General features: G+C 68.8%; 16 protein-coding genes. 9 read left to right on the top strand and 7 right to left on the bottom strand.

Annotated elements, in window-relative coordinates; translation table 11 throughout:
- A partial coding sequence (locus Q4P07_RS12020; RefSeq protein ID WP_303375154.1) for an acyl-CoA carboxylase subunit beta occupies window positions 1–1,034 on the top strand: 1,034 nt, incomplete at its 5' end.
- Complete coding sequence (locus Q4P07_RS12015; RefSeq protein WP_303375153.1) at window positions 1,031–1,264, top strand: acyl-CoA carboxylase subunit epsilon; 234 nt, start codon at window positions 1,031–1,033, stop codon at window positions 1,262–1,264. The genes Q4P07_RS12020 and Q4P07_RS12015, both read left to right, overlap by 4 nt.
- A gap of 7 nt (window positions 1,265–1,271) precedes the next feature.
- Here the strand turns inward: Q4P07_RS12015 and Q4P07_RS12010 are convergent, their stop codons facing one another.
- Window positions 1,272–1,970 carry an MOSC domain-containing protein gene (locus Q4P07_RS12010; protein WP_303375152.1) on the bottom strand — a complete coding sequence of 233 codons (699 nt, stop codon included), beginning with the start codon at window positions 1,968–1,970 and terminating at the stop codon, window positions 1,272–1,274.
- Between the two features lie 176 nt (window positions 1,971–2,146).
- Between Q4P07_RS12010 and Q4P07_RS12005 the strand changes: the two genes are divergently transcribed.
- Window positions 2,147–3,841 (top strand): DUF885 domain-containing protein, encoded by a 1,695-nt coding sequence (locus tag Q4P07_RS12005; protein WP_303375151.1) that lies wholly within the window; start codon window positions 2,147–2,149, stop codon window positions 3,839–3,841.
- Between the two features lie 77 nt (window positions 3,842–3,918).
- On the opposite strand, the gene Q4P07_RS12000 is transcribed toward Q4P07_RS12005, so the two are convergent.
- Window positions 3,919–4,647 (bottom strand): hypothetical protein, encoded by a 729-nt coding sequence (locus Q4P07_RS12000; RefSeq protein ID WP_303375150.1) that lies wholly within the window; start codon window positions 4,645–4,647, stop codon window positions 3,919–3,921.
- Window positions 4,648–4,747: 100 nt separating this feature from the next.
- Here Q4P07_RS12000 and Q4P07_RS11995 point away from each other — a divergent pair, with 100 nt between their 5' ends.
- Both Q4P07_RS11995 and Q4P07_RS11990 read left to right on the top strand, forming a co-directional pair.
- Entirely contained in the window at window positions 4,748–5,398 is a 651-nt protein-coding gene (locus Q4P07_RS11995; RefSeq protein ID WP_303375149.1) for a nucleoside triphosphate pyrophosphatase, read from the top strand.
- A 108-nt stretch (window positions 5,399–5,506) separates the two neighbouring features.
- Window positions 5,507–6,793 (top strand): FAD-binding oxidoreductase, encoded by a 1,287-nt coding sequence (locus Q4P07_RS11990; protein WP_303375148.1) that lies wholly within the window; start codon window positions 5,507–5,509, stop codon window positions 6,791–6,793.
- Between the two features lie 22 nt (window positions 6,794–6,815).
- Here Q4P07_RS11990 and paaE read toward each other — a convergent pair whose 3' ends face one another.
- The 5 genes from paaE to paaA all read right to left on the bottom strand — a co-directional run bounded on the left by paaE (window position 6,816) and on the right by paaA (window position 10,653).
- Window positions 6,816–7,934, bottom strand: coding sequence for a 1,2-phenylacetyl-CoA epoxidase subunit PaaE (gene paaE / locus Q4P07_RS11985; RefSeq protein WP_303375147.1), 1,119 nt, complete (start codon window positions 7,932–7,934; stop codon window positions 6,816–6,818).
- A gap of 73 nt (window positions 7,935–8,007) precedes the next feature.
- Entirely contained in the window at window positions 8,008–8,517 is a 510-nt protein-coding gene (gene paaD, locus Q4P07_RS11980; RefSeq protein WP_303375146.1) for a 1,2-phenylacetyl-CoA epoxidase subunit PaaD, read from the bottom strand.
- Window positions 8,518–8,534: 17 nt separating this feature from the next.
- Entirely contained in the window at window positions 8,535–9,353 is an 819-nt protein-coding gene (gene paaC / locus Q4P07_RS11975; protein WP_303375145.1) for a 1,2-phenylacetyl-CoA epoxidase subunit PaaC, read from the bottom strand.
- Complete coding sequence (gene paaB / locus Q4P07_RS11970; RefSeq protein WP_303375144.1) at window positions 9,350–9,634, bottom strand: 1,2-phenylacetyl-CoA epoxidase subunit PaaB; 285 nt, start codon at window positions 9,632–9,634, stop codon at window positions 9,350–9,352. The genes paaC and paaB overlap by 4 nt, the downstream gene beginning before the upstream one ends.
- Complete coding sequence (gene paaA / locus Q4P07_RS11965) at window positions 9,631–10,653, bottom strand: 1,2-phenylacetyl-CoA epoxidase subunit PaaA (RefSeq protein WP_303375143.1); 1,023 nt, start codon at window positions 10,651–10,653, stop codon at window positions 9,631–9,633. Before paaA ends, paaB begins: the two co-directional genes overlap by 4 nt.
- 130 nt (window positions 10,654–10,783) lie before the next feature.
- On the opposite strand from paaA, the gene Q4P07_RS11960 reads away from it, so the two are divergent.
- From Q4P07_RS11960 to Q4P07_RS11945, 4 genes are read left to right on the top strand one after another with little or no spacing between them, the layout of a single operon-like run.
- Window positions 10,784–11,410: a GNAT family N-acetyltransferase gene (locus Q4P07_RS11960; protein WP_303375142.1), complete on the top strand. Its 627-nt coding sequence runs from the start codon at window positions 10,784–10,786 to the stop codon at window positions 11,408–11,410.
- A gap of 1 nt (window position 11,411) precedes the next feature.
- On the top strand, window positions 11,412–12,221 hold the full coding sequence (locus Q4P07_RS11955; RefSeq protein ID WP_303375141.1) for an AzlC family ABC transporter permease: 810 nt from the start codon (window positions 11,412–11,414) through the stop codon (window positions 12,219–12,221).
- The gene (locus Q4P07_RS11950; protein WP_303375140.1) at window positions 12,218–12,526 is read left to right on the top strand and encodes an AzlD domain-containing protein; all 309 of its coding nucleotides are present in this window, start codon (window positions 12,218–12,220) and stop codon (window positions 12,524–12,526) included. The genes Q4P07_RS11955 and Q4P07_RS11950 overlap by 4 nt, the downstream gene beginning before the upstream one ends.
- The gene (locus Q4P07_RS11945) at window positions 12,523–13,674 is read left to right on the top strand and encodes a heparan-alpha-glucosaminide N-acetyltransferase domain-containing protein (protein WP_303375139.1); all 1,152 of its coding nucleotides are present in this window, start codon (window positions 12,523–12,525) and stop codon (window positions 13,672–13,674) included. Before Q4P07_RS11950 ends, Q4P07_RS11945 begins: the two co-directional genes overlap by 4 nt.
- Window positions 13,675–13,879 lie beyond the last annotated feature (205 nt).

The following is a 13,879-nucleotide window of genomic DNA, read 5'->3' as shown; positions in this document are numbered from 1 at the left end:
TCACCGACTTCGTGGTGATGGTCGACCAGACCTCGCACATGTTCATCACCGGCCCGGACGTCATCAAGACAGTCACTGGCGAGGACGTGACCTTCGAGGACCTGGGCGGTGCCCGCACCCACAACACGATCTCGGGCGTGGCCCATTACATGGGTGCCGACGAGGACGACGCGATCGACTACGTCAAGGAGCTGCTGGGCTTCCTGCCGCAGAACAACCTCGAGGATCCGCCGGCCTTCGAGGTCGAGATCGTGGACGAGACCACTGAAGAGGACGCGGAGCTGGACACTCTCGTCCCCGACTCATCGACGATGCCCTACGACATCAAGACGGCCATCGAGACGGTCCTGGATGAGGGCGAGTTCCTCGAGGTGCAGCCGCTCTTTGCACCCAACATCGTGGTCGGCTTCGGCCGCGTCGAGGGCCGCTCGGTCGGTGTCGTGGCCAACCAGCCGATGCACCTGGCCGGCACCCTCGACATCGACGCGTCGGAGAAGGCCGCGCGTTTCGTGCGCACCTGCGATGCCTTCAACATCCCGATCCTGACTTTCGTCGACGTGCCGGGTTTCCTTCCCGGCACCGACCAGGAGTTCGGCGGCATCATCCGCAGGGGCGCCAAACTGCTCTACGCCTACGCGGACGCGACCGTGCCGCTGATCACCGTCATCACCCGCAAGGCCTATGGCGGCGCCTACGACGTCATGGGCTCCAAGCACCTCGGTGCCGACGTCAACCTAGCCTGGCCGACCGCGCAGATCGCGGTGATGGGCGCCCAGGGAGCGGCCAACATCCTCTACCGCAAGCAGTTGCAGGCGGTCGCAGAGGCAGGTGGTGATGTCGACGCCGAGCGGGCGCGGCGGATCCAGGAATATGAAGACACCCTCGCCAACCCCTATGTCGCCGCCGAACGCGGATATGTCGATGCCGTCATCGAACCCTCGCGCACCCGGGTCGAAGTGGCCCGCGCGCTGCGCCACCTGCGCTCCAAGCGGTCCTCGCGCGCACCGCGCAAGCACGGGAACATCCCGCTGTGAGCGACGAAGCCCCGATGCTGGTGCCGACGCCCGTCCTTCGGGTGGTGCGCGGCAACCCCTCCGCCGCTCAGCTCGCGGCGCTGACCGTGGTGTTGTCCGCCGCCGGTGGCGGCGAAGTGAGCGGGGACGGCCCTCGTCGACGCACGCTGTGGACCGCGAAGTCTCGCTACGCTCGGCCGCGGCCCGCGGTCGGCCCTGGCGGTTGGCGGGCCTCCGCGCTGCCCCGCTGACCAGCGACTACCTCGCCGCGAGGCGAGCGCGGAGCCGGTCCTGATACATCTGTGGAAGACATTGTGCTGCAACGACTCTCGCGGCAGCCTCGTCATCTCCCATCGCCGAGGCAAAGGCCACCATCATGGTGATGTCGTGCGGTGGAGGAGGCAGCACCTCGATCTGGTCCCCCGCCCGGATCACTCCCGGTGTGATCACTCGCAGGTAGATGCCGCACCGTCCGTGCGCGGCGAACGTCTTCGTCCATCCGGGCACCGCCATGTGGATAGCGAAGGTGTGGCAGGGCGTGCGCGGGACCGAGACCTCCAGGACGACGTCCTCCTCCGGCGCCTGGACCAACCGGTCCTGGGGGTGAAAGACCAACCGTTGGTTGATCAGTAGCCCGGCCTCGAGGTCGAGCCCCTCGATCGTGAGGTTTTCCCCGAGCTGGCCGTCCCGCAGCGCGCGACCCAGCTCGCCCTCCCAGTGCTCGACCTGCGACCGGCTCAGCGCGTAGACCGCCTTGTTGGCGCCACCATGGTGCAAGGTGTCGCCGACCAGGTCACCGACGACCCCACCGCCATCACCGTAGTGCGGTCCAGGCTCAAAGACCTCGAGCTGTGGCACCGGCCATTTGTCGATCCCGGTGTCCCGCCTCGACCGACCGCCGGCGGGTTTGGGTCGGGCGACGTTGGTCGAACGGACGCGCGCGAGTGGCTCGCTCATCGGTTCCCTCCGGGCTCGGGGCGTGCCGCGGGGGCCCGCTCGATTGCTGGCAGGATGGACGGTCCACGGTGGCAGGCAGACCTCGAGCCCTGGTGCGGGTTCAACCCATCGCTCGGCACCACGCCAGGGTATGCCGAGCATCGAGGTAGCCATGGCGATGCGGTAAGTTGCGGGGCGTGATCGAGCCCCTGAAGAGCAGCCGCCAGCAGACCGAGATCGACCGCCTCGCCGAGGCCCACCTGGATGCCTCCCTCGCGCTGAGCCCGTTGCAGGCGACCTACCTGGGCATACCAGGACAGGACGACAAGATCGACGACCTGTCGATCCAGGGGCTGCGGGCGCAGCGTGACCTGTGCTCCACCACCCTGGAGCAACTCGATCGCCTCACCCCTGTCGACGACGTCGACAAGGTCACCGTCGCCGCGCTCGGTGAGCGTCTGCGCCTGCAGCGCGACGAGCTGGACCTGGTGCTCGACGGCGATGCCCCGGTGGATCTCAACGTCATCGCGTCCGCGCCGCAGACGCTCCGCGACATCTTCGACATCATGGGCAAAGACACCACGGAGCAGTGGGACCACATCAACGCCCGCCTCGAAGCGGTCCCGACCGCGATGCAGCAATACCTCAGCGCCTTGACGTGGTCCGCTGAGCAGGGCCAGGTCGTTCCGCAGCGGCAGGTGAGCCAGGTCGCCGAGCAGTGCCGCGACCAGGCGGGTGCGCAGGCCAGCACCTTCGATGCCCTGCTGGAGGAGGCCACCGACCAGCCGCAGGAGATCCGTTCCCGCCTGGCCACGGCGATCACCGGTGCGAAAGACGCTTATGGCGAGCTCGCGTCATACCTGACGGACGAGCTAGCCGCAAAGGCACCCGAGTCGGACGCCAGTGGCCGCGAGCTCTACAGCCTGCGCTCCCGCAGCTTCCTCGGCGCCACGATCGATCTCGAGGAGACCTACGCCTGGGGTCAGCAGGAGCTGGCCCGCATCACCGCGATGATGGCGGAGACCGCCGAGCAGATCAGGCCTGGCGCCACGGTCAAGGAGGCCGTCGCGATCCTCGACGAGGACCCCCGCTATCAGCTCGAGGGCACCGACGCGCTGCGCGAGTGGATGCAGGTCAAGGCGGACGAGGCGATCGCTCGTCTCACCGACACACAGTTCGACATCCCTGAGCCGGTGCGCACCATCGAGTGCATGATCGCCCCGAGCCAGACTGGCGTCATCTATTACACGAGCCCCTCCGAAGACTTCACCCGGCCCGGCCGCATGTGGTGGTCCGTGCCCAAGGGCGTGAGTCGCTTCTCCACGTGGCGTGAGCTCACGACCGTCTACCACGAGGGTGTCCCCGGCCACCATCTGCAGATCGGGCAGACCGTCTACCGTTCCGAGCTGCTCAACCGCTGGCGTCGGCTCGCCTCGTGGACGTCCGGCCACGGCGAGGGCTGGGCCCTCTACAGCGAGTGGCTGATGGCCGACCTCGGCTACATGGACGACCCGGGTGACCGGATGGGGCTGCTGGACGCCCAGTCGCTGCGGGCGGCCCGCGTCGTCATCGACATCGGCGTGCACTGCGGCTTCGAAGCTCCGGCCGAGGTCGGCGGTGGCGAGTGGACCTATGACAAGGCCTGGGAGTTCCTCAACAACCACGTCAACATGGATGAGGGCTTCGTCCGGTTCGAGCTCGACCGCTATCTGGGCTGGCCGGGCCAGGCCCCCGCCTACAAGATCGGCGAGCGGCTCTGGCTCGAGTTGCGCGACGAGGTCCAGCGCCGCGAGGGCGACGACTTCGACCTCAAGGCCTTCCACCGGCGTGCGCTCGACATCGGTGGCGTCGGCCTCGACACGCTGCGCGCGGCGGTGCTGCGCGAGCTCTGACCGGACGGTCGGCGCTGCCACACCGGACGGTCGGCGCTGCCACACCAGCCTGTCGGCAATGCGGCCGGATCTGCGGCTTACCCGCCGATGGTGCGGGAGAGGACGTCGGCACTAATGAGGATGCGGACTTCGCGCGGATCATCGGTGAGCACCTTCAGGAAACCCGACGGGGTCTCGAGCACGTAGCCGTCGATCGTCTCCTGCTCGGTCTCGATCTGCTCCCGGATGAGCCAGGGGGTGTCGATCAGGACGGCAAACAGGAGCGCGGCGATAATGGACAGCACTCCGGTCGCGCGGAGCAGGCCGACGATCATGCGGTGCCCCACCCCGTGACTCCAGCCGGCGCGCATGAGCGCCAGCAGCGCGCCGATGACCACGACGCCGGTGGGGAGCCACCACACGTGGATGGTAGTGGTCAGTGCGACCAGTGCGGCAGTGAGGAACGCGACGAACAGTGCCCGCCCGACCTGCAGCCGCCGGTGCGTCATGGTCGACCACACGAGGTCCACCCCGGCCAAGGGCATCAGCAACATCACGGCGATCGCGGTGATCGTGGGACGGGCAAACAGGGTTCCTAGGACGACCCCGATGGCATCGCCAAAATTCATCGAATCCGCGATGTCTCCAGCGACAAACCAGTCCCAGTGGGCGATGGCCATGATCCGCAGGAGCAGGAACAGCACGACCGTCCCACCGGCGATCCCGGCACCCAGCGCGACCTGCGAGCCGGACTCTTCCGGTGCGGCACGGGCAGAGTCTGCGCGGCCCGCGACCCTCGGGGCATCGGGACCATCGGGGACTGTCATCGCGGCCTCCGCCTGTGCACGTCATCGGACCCGGTCAGGCTAGTCCACCCGAGGTGGTGCAGCGCGCAACCAACGCACCTCACCCAACTACGCTGGCACCGTGATTGCCCTGGTCCTCGCCTCCGCCTCCCCCGCCCGCCGCAGCACGCTGCGCAACGCAGGCGTCGACCCTGAGGTGATGGTCTCGGGGGTCGATGAGGATGCCGAGCTCGCCCAGGCGCAGGCCCGGTATGGCGAGCTGTCGCCGGCAGACGTCGCCCTCACCCTGGCGAGGGCCAAGTGCGAGGCCGTAGTCCAGGCCCAGGCGCCGGACGCGCTGGTGCTGGGCTGTGACTCCGTGCTGGAGCTCGACGGGCAGATCTACGGCAAGCCGATAGAGCCCGCCGTCGCGATCGAGCGCTGGCGGCTCATGCGTGGCCAGGTGGGCATACTCCATACCGGCCACTGGATCGTCGACAACCGCGAGCGCATCGAGCACCCGGGCGACACGTCGGGCGGCACCGGCGCGACCCTCGGCGCGACGGCGTCGACCACTGTGCACTTCGCGGACCTGACCGATGAGGAGATCGATGCCTACGTCGCTACCGGCGAGCCTCTCCAGGTAGCGGGGGCCTTCACCGTCGACGGGCTCGGCGGACCCTATGTCACCAGCATCGACGGCGATTACCACGCAGTGGTCGGCGTCAGCCTCCCGCTCGTGCGCGAGCTGCTGCTCCAGCTGGACGTGCCCTGGCACTCGTTGCGGTCCTGACCTTCGACACCGCCGACCCGGTGGCCATCACCGCGCGCAACCCCCCGGGTCAGCATCGCTCGCCGGGCCCTGTCACTATGGCAGGAAAGGGTCAATCAGGAGGGTCTCATGGCAGGTAGCACGCCCCGCACCGTGGCGGTCGTCGGAGCAGGCATGGTGGGTTTGGCGACCGCGTGGTTCCTTCAGGAGCGCGGCGTCGCCGTCACCGTCATCGACCGGGCCGATGTCGCCGCCGGTGCCTCCTGGGGAAACGCAGGGTGGCTGACCCCAGCCATCGCGACACCGCTGCCCGAGCCGGCTGTGCTGGCCTACGGGATCCGGGCGGTCCTGACCCCGAACTCCCCCCTCTACGTCAAGCCAGCCCCGGACCTGCAGCTGGCGCGCTTCGTCGCGGGATTCACCCGGCACAGCACTCCTGACCGCTGGCGGCGCGCGATGCAGGCCCTGATCCCCGTCAACAACCGCTCGTTGGAGGCGTTCGACCACCTCACCTCCAACGGGGTCGCGGCGCAGACCCACGAGGCGACTCAGTTTATCGCTGGGTATAGCGACGTGGCGCAGGTCAAGACGATGCTCGATGAGTTCAAGCAGATCGAGGCCGCCGGCGGCCACGTCGAGCACGAGCTCATCGGCGGCGACGAGGCACGCCGTCGCGAGCCCGCGATCTCCGACGGCGTCGAGGCGGCGCTGATGATCCGGGGTCAGCGCTTCCTCAACCCAGTCACCTTCGTGCACGCGCTGGCCGATGCGGTCCGCGAGCGGGGCGGCCAGATCATCACCGACGCCACCGTGACCGACGTGCAGGACCGCGGCAACTCCGTCCGGGTCGAGACCACCGGCGGGGGTGGTGGCACCTACGACGCGGCGGTCGTGGCGACCGGCGCCTGGCTAGGGGACCTCGTCCGGCAGTATGGCGTGCACATGGTGGTGCAGGCGGGACGCGGCTACTCCTTCAGCGTCCAGACCGAGCACATGCCTTCAGGTCCCATCTACTTCCCCGAGTCCCGCGTGGCGATCACGCCCCTGGGTGACCGTCTCCGCGTGGCCGGGATGATGGAGTTCCGTCGTCCAGACGAGGCCCTCGATCCGCGCCGGATCTCCGCGATCGTGGAGTCGACCCGGCCGATGTTGCGCGGCGCCGACCTGGACGACCGCAGCGAGGAGTGGGTCGGGTCCCGGCCTTGCACCCCTGATGGTCTACCCCTCGTGGGACGCACTGACTCCGGACGCGTCTTCGTCGCCGGTGGTCACGGCATGTGGGGCATCACGCTCGGTCCGATCACCGGTGAGCTGCTCGCTCAGCAGATCGTCACCGGCACGGTGCCCTCCGAGCTGGCACCATTCAACCCGCGCCGCAAACTCAACTGGACCCCCCACCGGCTTCGTCGCGACTGACTGGCTCCCGGACCAGCCCTGATCAGGCGTCGTAGTCGATGACCACAGTGTCGGTCACCGGATGTGACTGGCACATGAGCGCGTAGCCACGCTCGACCTCGTCCGGCTCCAGGGCATAGTTGCGATCCATCGTCACCTCTCCGGAGACGACGCGGGCCCGGCAGGTGCCGCAGATGCCACCGGTGCAGGAGAAGGGTGCGTCGGGTCGCTCTAGGAGCGTCGCGGCCAGGATCGTCTGGCCCTTGCTGCGCATCGGGATCGTCGTGGTGCGGCCGTCGAGGGTGACCGTGGCCACGGCCGCCGGCGGTGCCCCAGGCTCAACCTCTACCTCTTCGGTGAGGATCGGGGTGCCGGCGTCATCGACGTGGAAGATCTCGTAGTGCACGTGTTCGGCGTCGACGTCGCGTTCGGCCAGCACCGAGCGGACCATCTCCACCATGTCCAAGGGCCCGCACAGATACCACTCGTCGACCTCGTCCTCAGGGACGAACGTCGCGAGGAAGTCCTCGAACTTGTCACGGTCGATCCGGCCGGTAAACAGCTCGACGTCCTGAGCCTCGCGGGAGAGCACGTTGATGAGGGTGAAGCGTCCAGGGAAGCGGTTCTTGAGGTCCATCAGTTCTTCGAGGAACATGATGGAGTCGGTGCGGCGGTTGCCGAAGATCAGCGTGACCTGCGACTCTGGCTCTTCCTCCAGCGCGGTGGCCAGCAGCGAGAGCACAGGGGTGATGCCCGAGCCTGCGGCGATGCCGACGTGATGCTTGCGCGCGGTGGGCACGGTCGGGCAGACAAAGGAGCCGATCGGGCTCATCACTTCCAGGGTGTCACCGGCCGCGACCTGGGAGTTGAGCCAGGTGGACATCCGTCCGTGGCGGATGCGTGAGGACGCCACCCTCACCTCGCCGCGACGTTGCGCCTCGCCCTTGGAGATGCAGCACGAATAGGAACGGCGCACCTCCTCCCCGTCCAGCATGGCCTTGACCGTCAGGTGCTGGCCCGGCTCGAAGACGAAGTCGTCGCGCAGGCCTTCGGGCACGGCGAAGGAGATCGCCACCGCGTCCTCGGTCAACCGGTCGACGCTACGGACCGTGAGGTCGTGGAAGATTGCCCGCCGGCGGATCGGCTGCTTGATCAAACTCACTTCTGCTCCTGCTCCTAAGTAGTGCTCGTGGGCCTGGTCCTCTGGGTCGAACCCTGGATCGAGGGCGTCGCGACTAGATCGTCTTGAACTCGTCGAAGGGCTCGCGACAGCTGCGGCATCGCCGCAGCGCCTTGCAGGCGGTGGACCCGAAGCGGGCGATCTCTTCGGTCTCCGCGGAGCCGCACAGGGGGCAGGTCACCTGTCGGGTTTGGAGCCGCAGGCTCACAGGGCCCGAGTGGTGCGCCCGTTCTCCCGTGGGGGGTGCGATTCCGAACCGGCGCAGCGCCTCTCGACCCTGCTGGCTCATCCAGTCGGTGGTCCACGCGGGCCAGAGCCGGGTGACAACATCGACGGGCACGCCAGCGCGTCGGCCGACCGCCCGGACGTCATCTTCCATGACCTGCATCGCGGGGCAACCGGAGTAGGTCGGGGTGAGGACCACGCGCAGCCCGTCACCGACTCGCTCGACCTCGCGGATGACGCCGAGGTCGTCGATGGTGATGACCGGGATCTCCGGATCGAGCACCGCCCGCACCTGCGCTTCGACCTCGGTGAGGAGGTCGTTGCGGCTGCGCATCGCCATACCCGCACCCATCTCGATCACCAAGTGGCGCCGGGGTGGCTGCGCGCGATGTGCTGCATCTCCGCGATGAGAAAACCCATCGCCTCGGAGTGCACACCCTCGCGGCCACCGCGGGCGTTCCAACGGGGGGCGTCCGGCATCGTCAGCGTCGCCTCGTCAAGGACCGTGGAGACATACGTGTTGACCGCATCGGCCAAAGGCGAGGGCAGCACGCCGACGCCTGCTTGCACCGCCCAATGCGCGGCCGAGTAGTCCTCGCCGAGCTCACCGACATAGGGGTGGACGCTCTCCAGCCCGGCTTGCATCCGGTCGTGACTGGTCTGCGTCCCATCACCTAGTCGCAGCACCCACTGGGTGGCGTGGTCACGGTGGTAGTCAACCTCCTTGACCGCCTTCTGCGCGATCGCGGCCAGCTGCTCGTCGGCCGAGCTGCCCAGGGCCGTCCACAGCTCATACTGATAGCTCGCGAACCAGAGCATCCGCGCCATCTCGTGGCCGAAGTCGGCCTTGGGCGCCTCGACGAGGTGCACATTGCGAAACTCCCGCTCGTCACGCAGCATCGCGAACGCGTTCTCGTCGCGACCGCGGCCCTCGACCTCACCGGCATGCGTGAGCAACGAGCGCGCCTGCCCGAGCAGGTCCAGCGCCACATTGCCCAGCGCCATGTCCTCCTCGATCTGGGGCGCGCGGGTAATCCAGGAGCCCAGCCGTTGGGCATAGATGAGAGCGTCATCGCCAAGGCTGAGCAGGTATGCGGTGTGCTGCTCGGTCGGCGAGAGCTCCGGCGGCGTGCGCGGCGCCGCAACCACGACATCGGCGTACTTCGAGCCGCTCACAGGTACTCCACGTCCTCGGGCACCTCGTAGAACGTCGGGTGCCGGTAGACCTTGTCAGCGGCCGGGTCGAAAAAGCTGTCCCGCTCCGCAGGACTGGAGGCGGTGATGTCCTCGGACTGGACCACCCAGAGTGAGACGCCCTCCTGTCGACGGGTGTAGACGTCGCGGGCGTTGCGCAGTGCCATTTCTGCGTCCGGCGCGTGCAGCGAGCCCGCGTGCACGTGCGCCAGGCCCCTCTTGGCCCGGACGAAGACCTCCCACAGTGGCCAGTTGGCGCTCATGCCACCGCTCCGGCGCTCTCGCGGGCGGCGACCTTGTCGGCATACGCGACGGCTGCCTCCCGCACCCAGGCACCGTCCTCGTGCGACCCGACCCGCAGGGCCATGCGCTGGGCGTTGCACGGGCCGTCACCCTTGATCACGCGCCAGAACTCGTCCCAGTCGATCTCGCCGAAGTCCCAGTGGCCCCGCTCCTCGTCCCAGCGCAGGTCCGGGTCGGGCAGGGTGATACCGAGCTTGATCGCCTGCGGCACGGTCATGTCGACGAACTTCTGCCGCAGGTCGTCGTTGGAAAACCGTTTGATGCCCCATGCCATGTTCTGCGCGGTGTGCCCGTCCGTCGCGGCATCACCGCTGTCCGGGGGGCCGAACATCATCAGCGCGGGCCACCACCAGCGGTTCGCGGCGTCCTGCAGCATCGCCTGCTGCTCGACCGTGCCCTTGGACAGCGTCCACAAGATCTCATAACCCTGCCGCTGGTGGAAGGACTCTTCCTTGCACACCCTGATCATGGCGCGCGCGTAGGGGCCGTAGGAGCACCGGCACAGCGGGACCTGGTTCATGATCGCGGCGCCGTCGACCAGCCAGCCGATCGTCCCCATGTCGGCCCACGTGAGGGTCGGGTAGTTGAAGATCGAGGAGTACTTCTGCTTGCCGTTATGCAGCTTGTCGAGCAACTCGGAACGGTCCACGCCGAGCGTCTCTGCGGCGGAGTAGAGGTAGAGCCCGTGGCCGGCCTCGTCCTGCACCTTGGCCATCAGGATCGCCTTGCGGCGCAGGCTCGGGGCGCGGGTGATGAAGTTGCCCTCGGGCTGCATCCCGATGATCTCGGAGTGCGCGTGCTGGGCGATCTGGCGGATGAGCGTGGCGCGGTAGCCGTCAGGCATGGCGTCGCGCGGCTCTATCCTGGAGTCGTCGGCGATCAGGCCGTCGAAATATTCCTGGAGCGCGTCGGTGTAGTCCGGCGTCTCCGTGGCGTTCAGTGGAGTGTCGGATCCGGGGCCGAAGTCGTTGCCATACATTGCCTCATCATGCCAGAGTTCCCTGAGTTTGTGACACACTCTCGTCGACGCGCATCAAAATCGTCATACACCTTGCTGGGCGGGGCCAGGAGGATGGGCGCCGGCAGCGGCATGGGAAACTGACCCTGCCATGGCTACCGACCACCACGCCCACGACCACTCCCACCACGACCCGCACCAGCACGGCCACGACCACACGCAGGGATCCCCCATGCCGATGGCCGACGCTGCCGTACGCACCGCTCGCCCCACCGACGCTCCGGCCGTCGGCCTCACCCAGGCCTACCTGTGGCAGCACGAGTTTGCCGACCTGCTGCCCCGCGAGCTGCTCGACCAGTTCACTGGACCGACCTTCGGGAACGCGTGGCGTCGAGGCCTCGAATCACCCCCGTCAGTGCGCCATCGGCTGCTCGTGGCGACCGCCGGTCCGCAGGTGGTCGGCTACGTCTCGATCGGTCCCGCGGAGGAGGAACCCGGCCTGTCCCCTGACACGACCGGCACCATCCTGGACGGCGGCGTGCACCCGGAGGCGCGTCGAGCCGGCCACGGCTCCCGGCTGCTCAACGCCGCGATCGACACCCTCCGGGCAAGCACGGACGGCCTGGCGGCGGTCACCCTGTGGGTGCTCGCCGACGCGGAGTCGACCCAGGCCTTCCTCCGCGCCTCAGGATTCACCCCCGACGGCGCGTGGCGCGACCGCGTGCTCGACGAGGAGGGCCGCACCGCCCGCGAGGTCCGGCTGGTGGCGGACCTGTGACGTGACGGCAGAGAAGGGACACCTGACCTGGTGGCGGGAGCCGGCCGCCCGGCAGGGGTTGGCGGTGGGCATGGTCGGTCTCTACGGGGTCAGCGCGGGCGCCCTGGGGGTGGCCGCGGGGTTGTCGGTGTGGCAGACGATGCTGACCTCGCTGCTCCTCTTCAGCGGCGGGTCGCAGTTCGCCTTCTACGGCGTCATCGGCACCGGCGGCGCCGCCCTGGCCGCCGTCGCGACCTCGACGCTCCTCGGCCTGCGCAACGGGTTCTATGGTCTGGAGCTGTCGCGCGTGCTGGCACCGACCGGCTGGCTGCGTCCAGTGACCGCCCAGCTGACGATCGATGAGACGACAGCGGTCGCACTCGCGCAGGACACCGAGACCGAGTCCCGGATCGGCTTCTACGTCACGGGCGTGACCCTCTTCATCGTGTGGAACGCGACCTCCCTGCTTGGCGCCCTCGCCGGCGCCGCGATGGGCGATCCCAAGGCCTACGGCCTCGACGCCGCCGCGGCCGCCGCCTTCGTCGCGCTGGTGTGGCCCCGACTCTTCGGCCGCGCCCAGTCCGGGCGCACCGGGCCGATCGCCACCGCTGCCCTCGCGATGATCCTCACCCTGGTCTCCGCGCCCTTCACCCCCACCGGTGTCGAGGTCCTGGTCGGCGCTTCTGCCGCCCTGCTCATCGGGCTGCGCGACCACTCACGTCCTAGGCCCATCCGCCCGGTCACACCCGACGGCGACGCGCTCGCGAGATATGCAGCCACGCACGGACACGGAGGGGCGCACGACTCCGGCTCCGACCAGGAGACCCGATGACCCTGTGGATCGCCGTCGTCGCCGCCTGCCTGCTCTCGTTCGTGATCAAGTGGACCGGCTATCTCGTGCCGCAGCGAATCCTCGAGGTCCCGTGGATCGACCGGGTGGTGCCCCTGCTCACCGTGGCGCTGCTGTCGTCGCTGATCATCACCCAGGGCTTCCTGGCCGGGGACGGCATCCCGACGCTCGATGCGCGTGCCGGTGGGATCGTGGCCGCGATCGTGCTGCTCGTCCTCCGAGCGCCCTTTATCGTCGTCGTCGCGACGGCGGCGGTGGTCGCCGCGCTCCTTCGAGCGTGGACGTGAGCGCCAAGAGCAGCAGCCTGGCCGATCGCATCGTCGCTGTCGACCTCGCCCGCGCGCTGGCCCTCTTTGGGATGTTTGCCGCCCACCTCATCACGCCTGTGGACGCCGGCGGGCCGGGTGGGGTCGATCTGACCTTCCAGGTCGTTGCGGGCCGCTCGTCCGCGCTGTTCGCCGTGCTCGCCGGGGTCGGGATCGCGCTGAGCACCCGTCGCGCAGAGCAGGATCCTCGCGCTCACCGGACCCGCCTCGTGGTGCGAGCCCTCCTGATTGCGCTGCTCGGGCTCTGGCTGGGCCACTTCAACTCAGGTCTCGCCGTGATCCTGACCTTCTACGGGCTGCTCTTCGCCTGCGCTCTGCCGGTCCTGACCTGGCGCGCCCGTCCGCTCGCGCTGCTGGCCGTGGCGTGGGGGGTGCTCTCCCCGGTCGTCAGCCTGCTCATGCGCCGCGAGCTCTCACCGAGCCCCAAGATCGTGCCCTCCTTTCTCAGCCTGGCCGAGCCGGTCACGCTCCTGCAGGAGCTCTTCGTGACGGGCTACTACCCCGTGCTCACCTGGGCGACCTACCTTTTCGCGGGTATGGCGATCGGCCGGGTCGACCTCCGGCGTTCCCTCACCGGGCCGCGCCTCGCGCTCGCGGGCGCATGGGCCACGGCCCTCACCCTGGCGGTCTCTTCGTGGGTGAGCTCGATGCCCTCCGCGCGGTCCGCCCTGCTGGCCGATCCGCACAGCCCCGCGGGGTCCTGGGCCGCGCTGACCACCCAGCTCCGGCGCGGGCTTCACGGCACGCATCCCGAGCACTCGTGGTGGTGGCTGGGGGTGTGGTCACCGCACAGCGGCAGCATCGTCGACCTGGCCCACACGGTCGGCACCTCGATGCTCGTCCTGGGGCTGGCCCTGTGGGTAGTCCGGCTCGTCCCCGCTGCTCCATGGCGGATCCTGGCTGGGGCCGGGGCGATGACGCTCACGCTCTACACCGTGCACGTCCTCGTCGTCGCCAGCCCCCTGGGCCTGCGCGGCGGGACCATGCTGCTTGTCCACTCCCTCGCCGCAGCGGGGATCGGGGCGATGTTCGCCGCGATCCCCGCGCGTGGGCCACTGGAGGCGGCCGTGCGCGCCGCGACCCTGCTCGTCCCGCTCGGGCGTCGTTAGCTGCCGCGGAGACCAGCGACCACACTGCTCTCGGCCACCCAGCCAACGGCGACACGGCTCGCGGATATGGCCCTGAGAGTCGCAAGCGGCCCCGGAGATGTTCTCCGGGGCCGCTTGCGTCGCCCTGACTGAGAAGTCAGCGCTGGGGTGTCATCCCTCAGGCGTCAGCACCATCTGAGGAGGCGTTCTCCGCCTGCTCACCGTT

The organism is Ornithinimicrobium sp. (assembly GCF_030537745.1).
Classification (GTDB): domain Bacteria; phylum Actinomycetota; class Actinomycetes; order Actinomycetales; family Dermatophilaceae; genus Ornithinicoccus.
This window is presented reverse-complemented; position numbering and strand designations above follow the sequence as displayed.

What these genes read in the sequence shown, in the direction of transcription:
- Q4P07_RS11990 (WP_303375148.1), top strand. Translation starts at nt 5,507, where the DNA reads ATGGCAGGTAGCACGCCCCGCACCGTGGCGGTCGTCGGAGCAGGCATG.
- paaB (WP_303375144.1), bottom strand. Translation starts at nt 9,634, where the DNA reads ATGAGCGCCAACTGGCCACTGTGGGAGGTCTTCGTCCGGGCCAAGAGG.
- Q4P07_RS11950 (WP_303375140.1), top strand. Translation starts at nt 12,218, where the DNA reads ATGACCCTGTGGATCGCCGTCGTCGCCGCCTGCCTGCTCTCGTTCGTG.
- paaA (WP_303375143.1), bottom strand. Translation starts at nt 10,653, where the DNA reads ATGTATGGCAACGACTTCGGCCCCGGATCCGACACTCCACTGAACGCC.
- Q4P07_RS12010 (WP_303375152.1), bottom strand. Translation starts at nt 1,970, where the DNA reads ATGAGCGAGCCACTCGCGCGCGTCCGTTCGACCAACGTCGCCCGACCC.
- paaD (WP_303375146.1), bottom strand. Translation starts at nt 8,517, where the DNA reads ATGGCGATGCGCAGCCGCAACGACCTCCTCACCGAGGTCGAAGCGCAG.
- Q4P07_RS11960 (WP_303375142.1), top strand. Translation starts at nt 10,784, where the DNA reads ATGGCTACCGACCACCACGCCCACGACCACTCCCACCACGACCCGCAC.
- Q4P07_RS12000 (WP_303375150.1), bottom strand. Translation starts at nt 4,647, where the DNA reads ATGACAGTCCCCGATGGTCCCGATGCCCCGAGGGTCGCGGGCCGCGCA.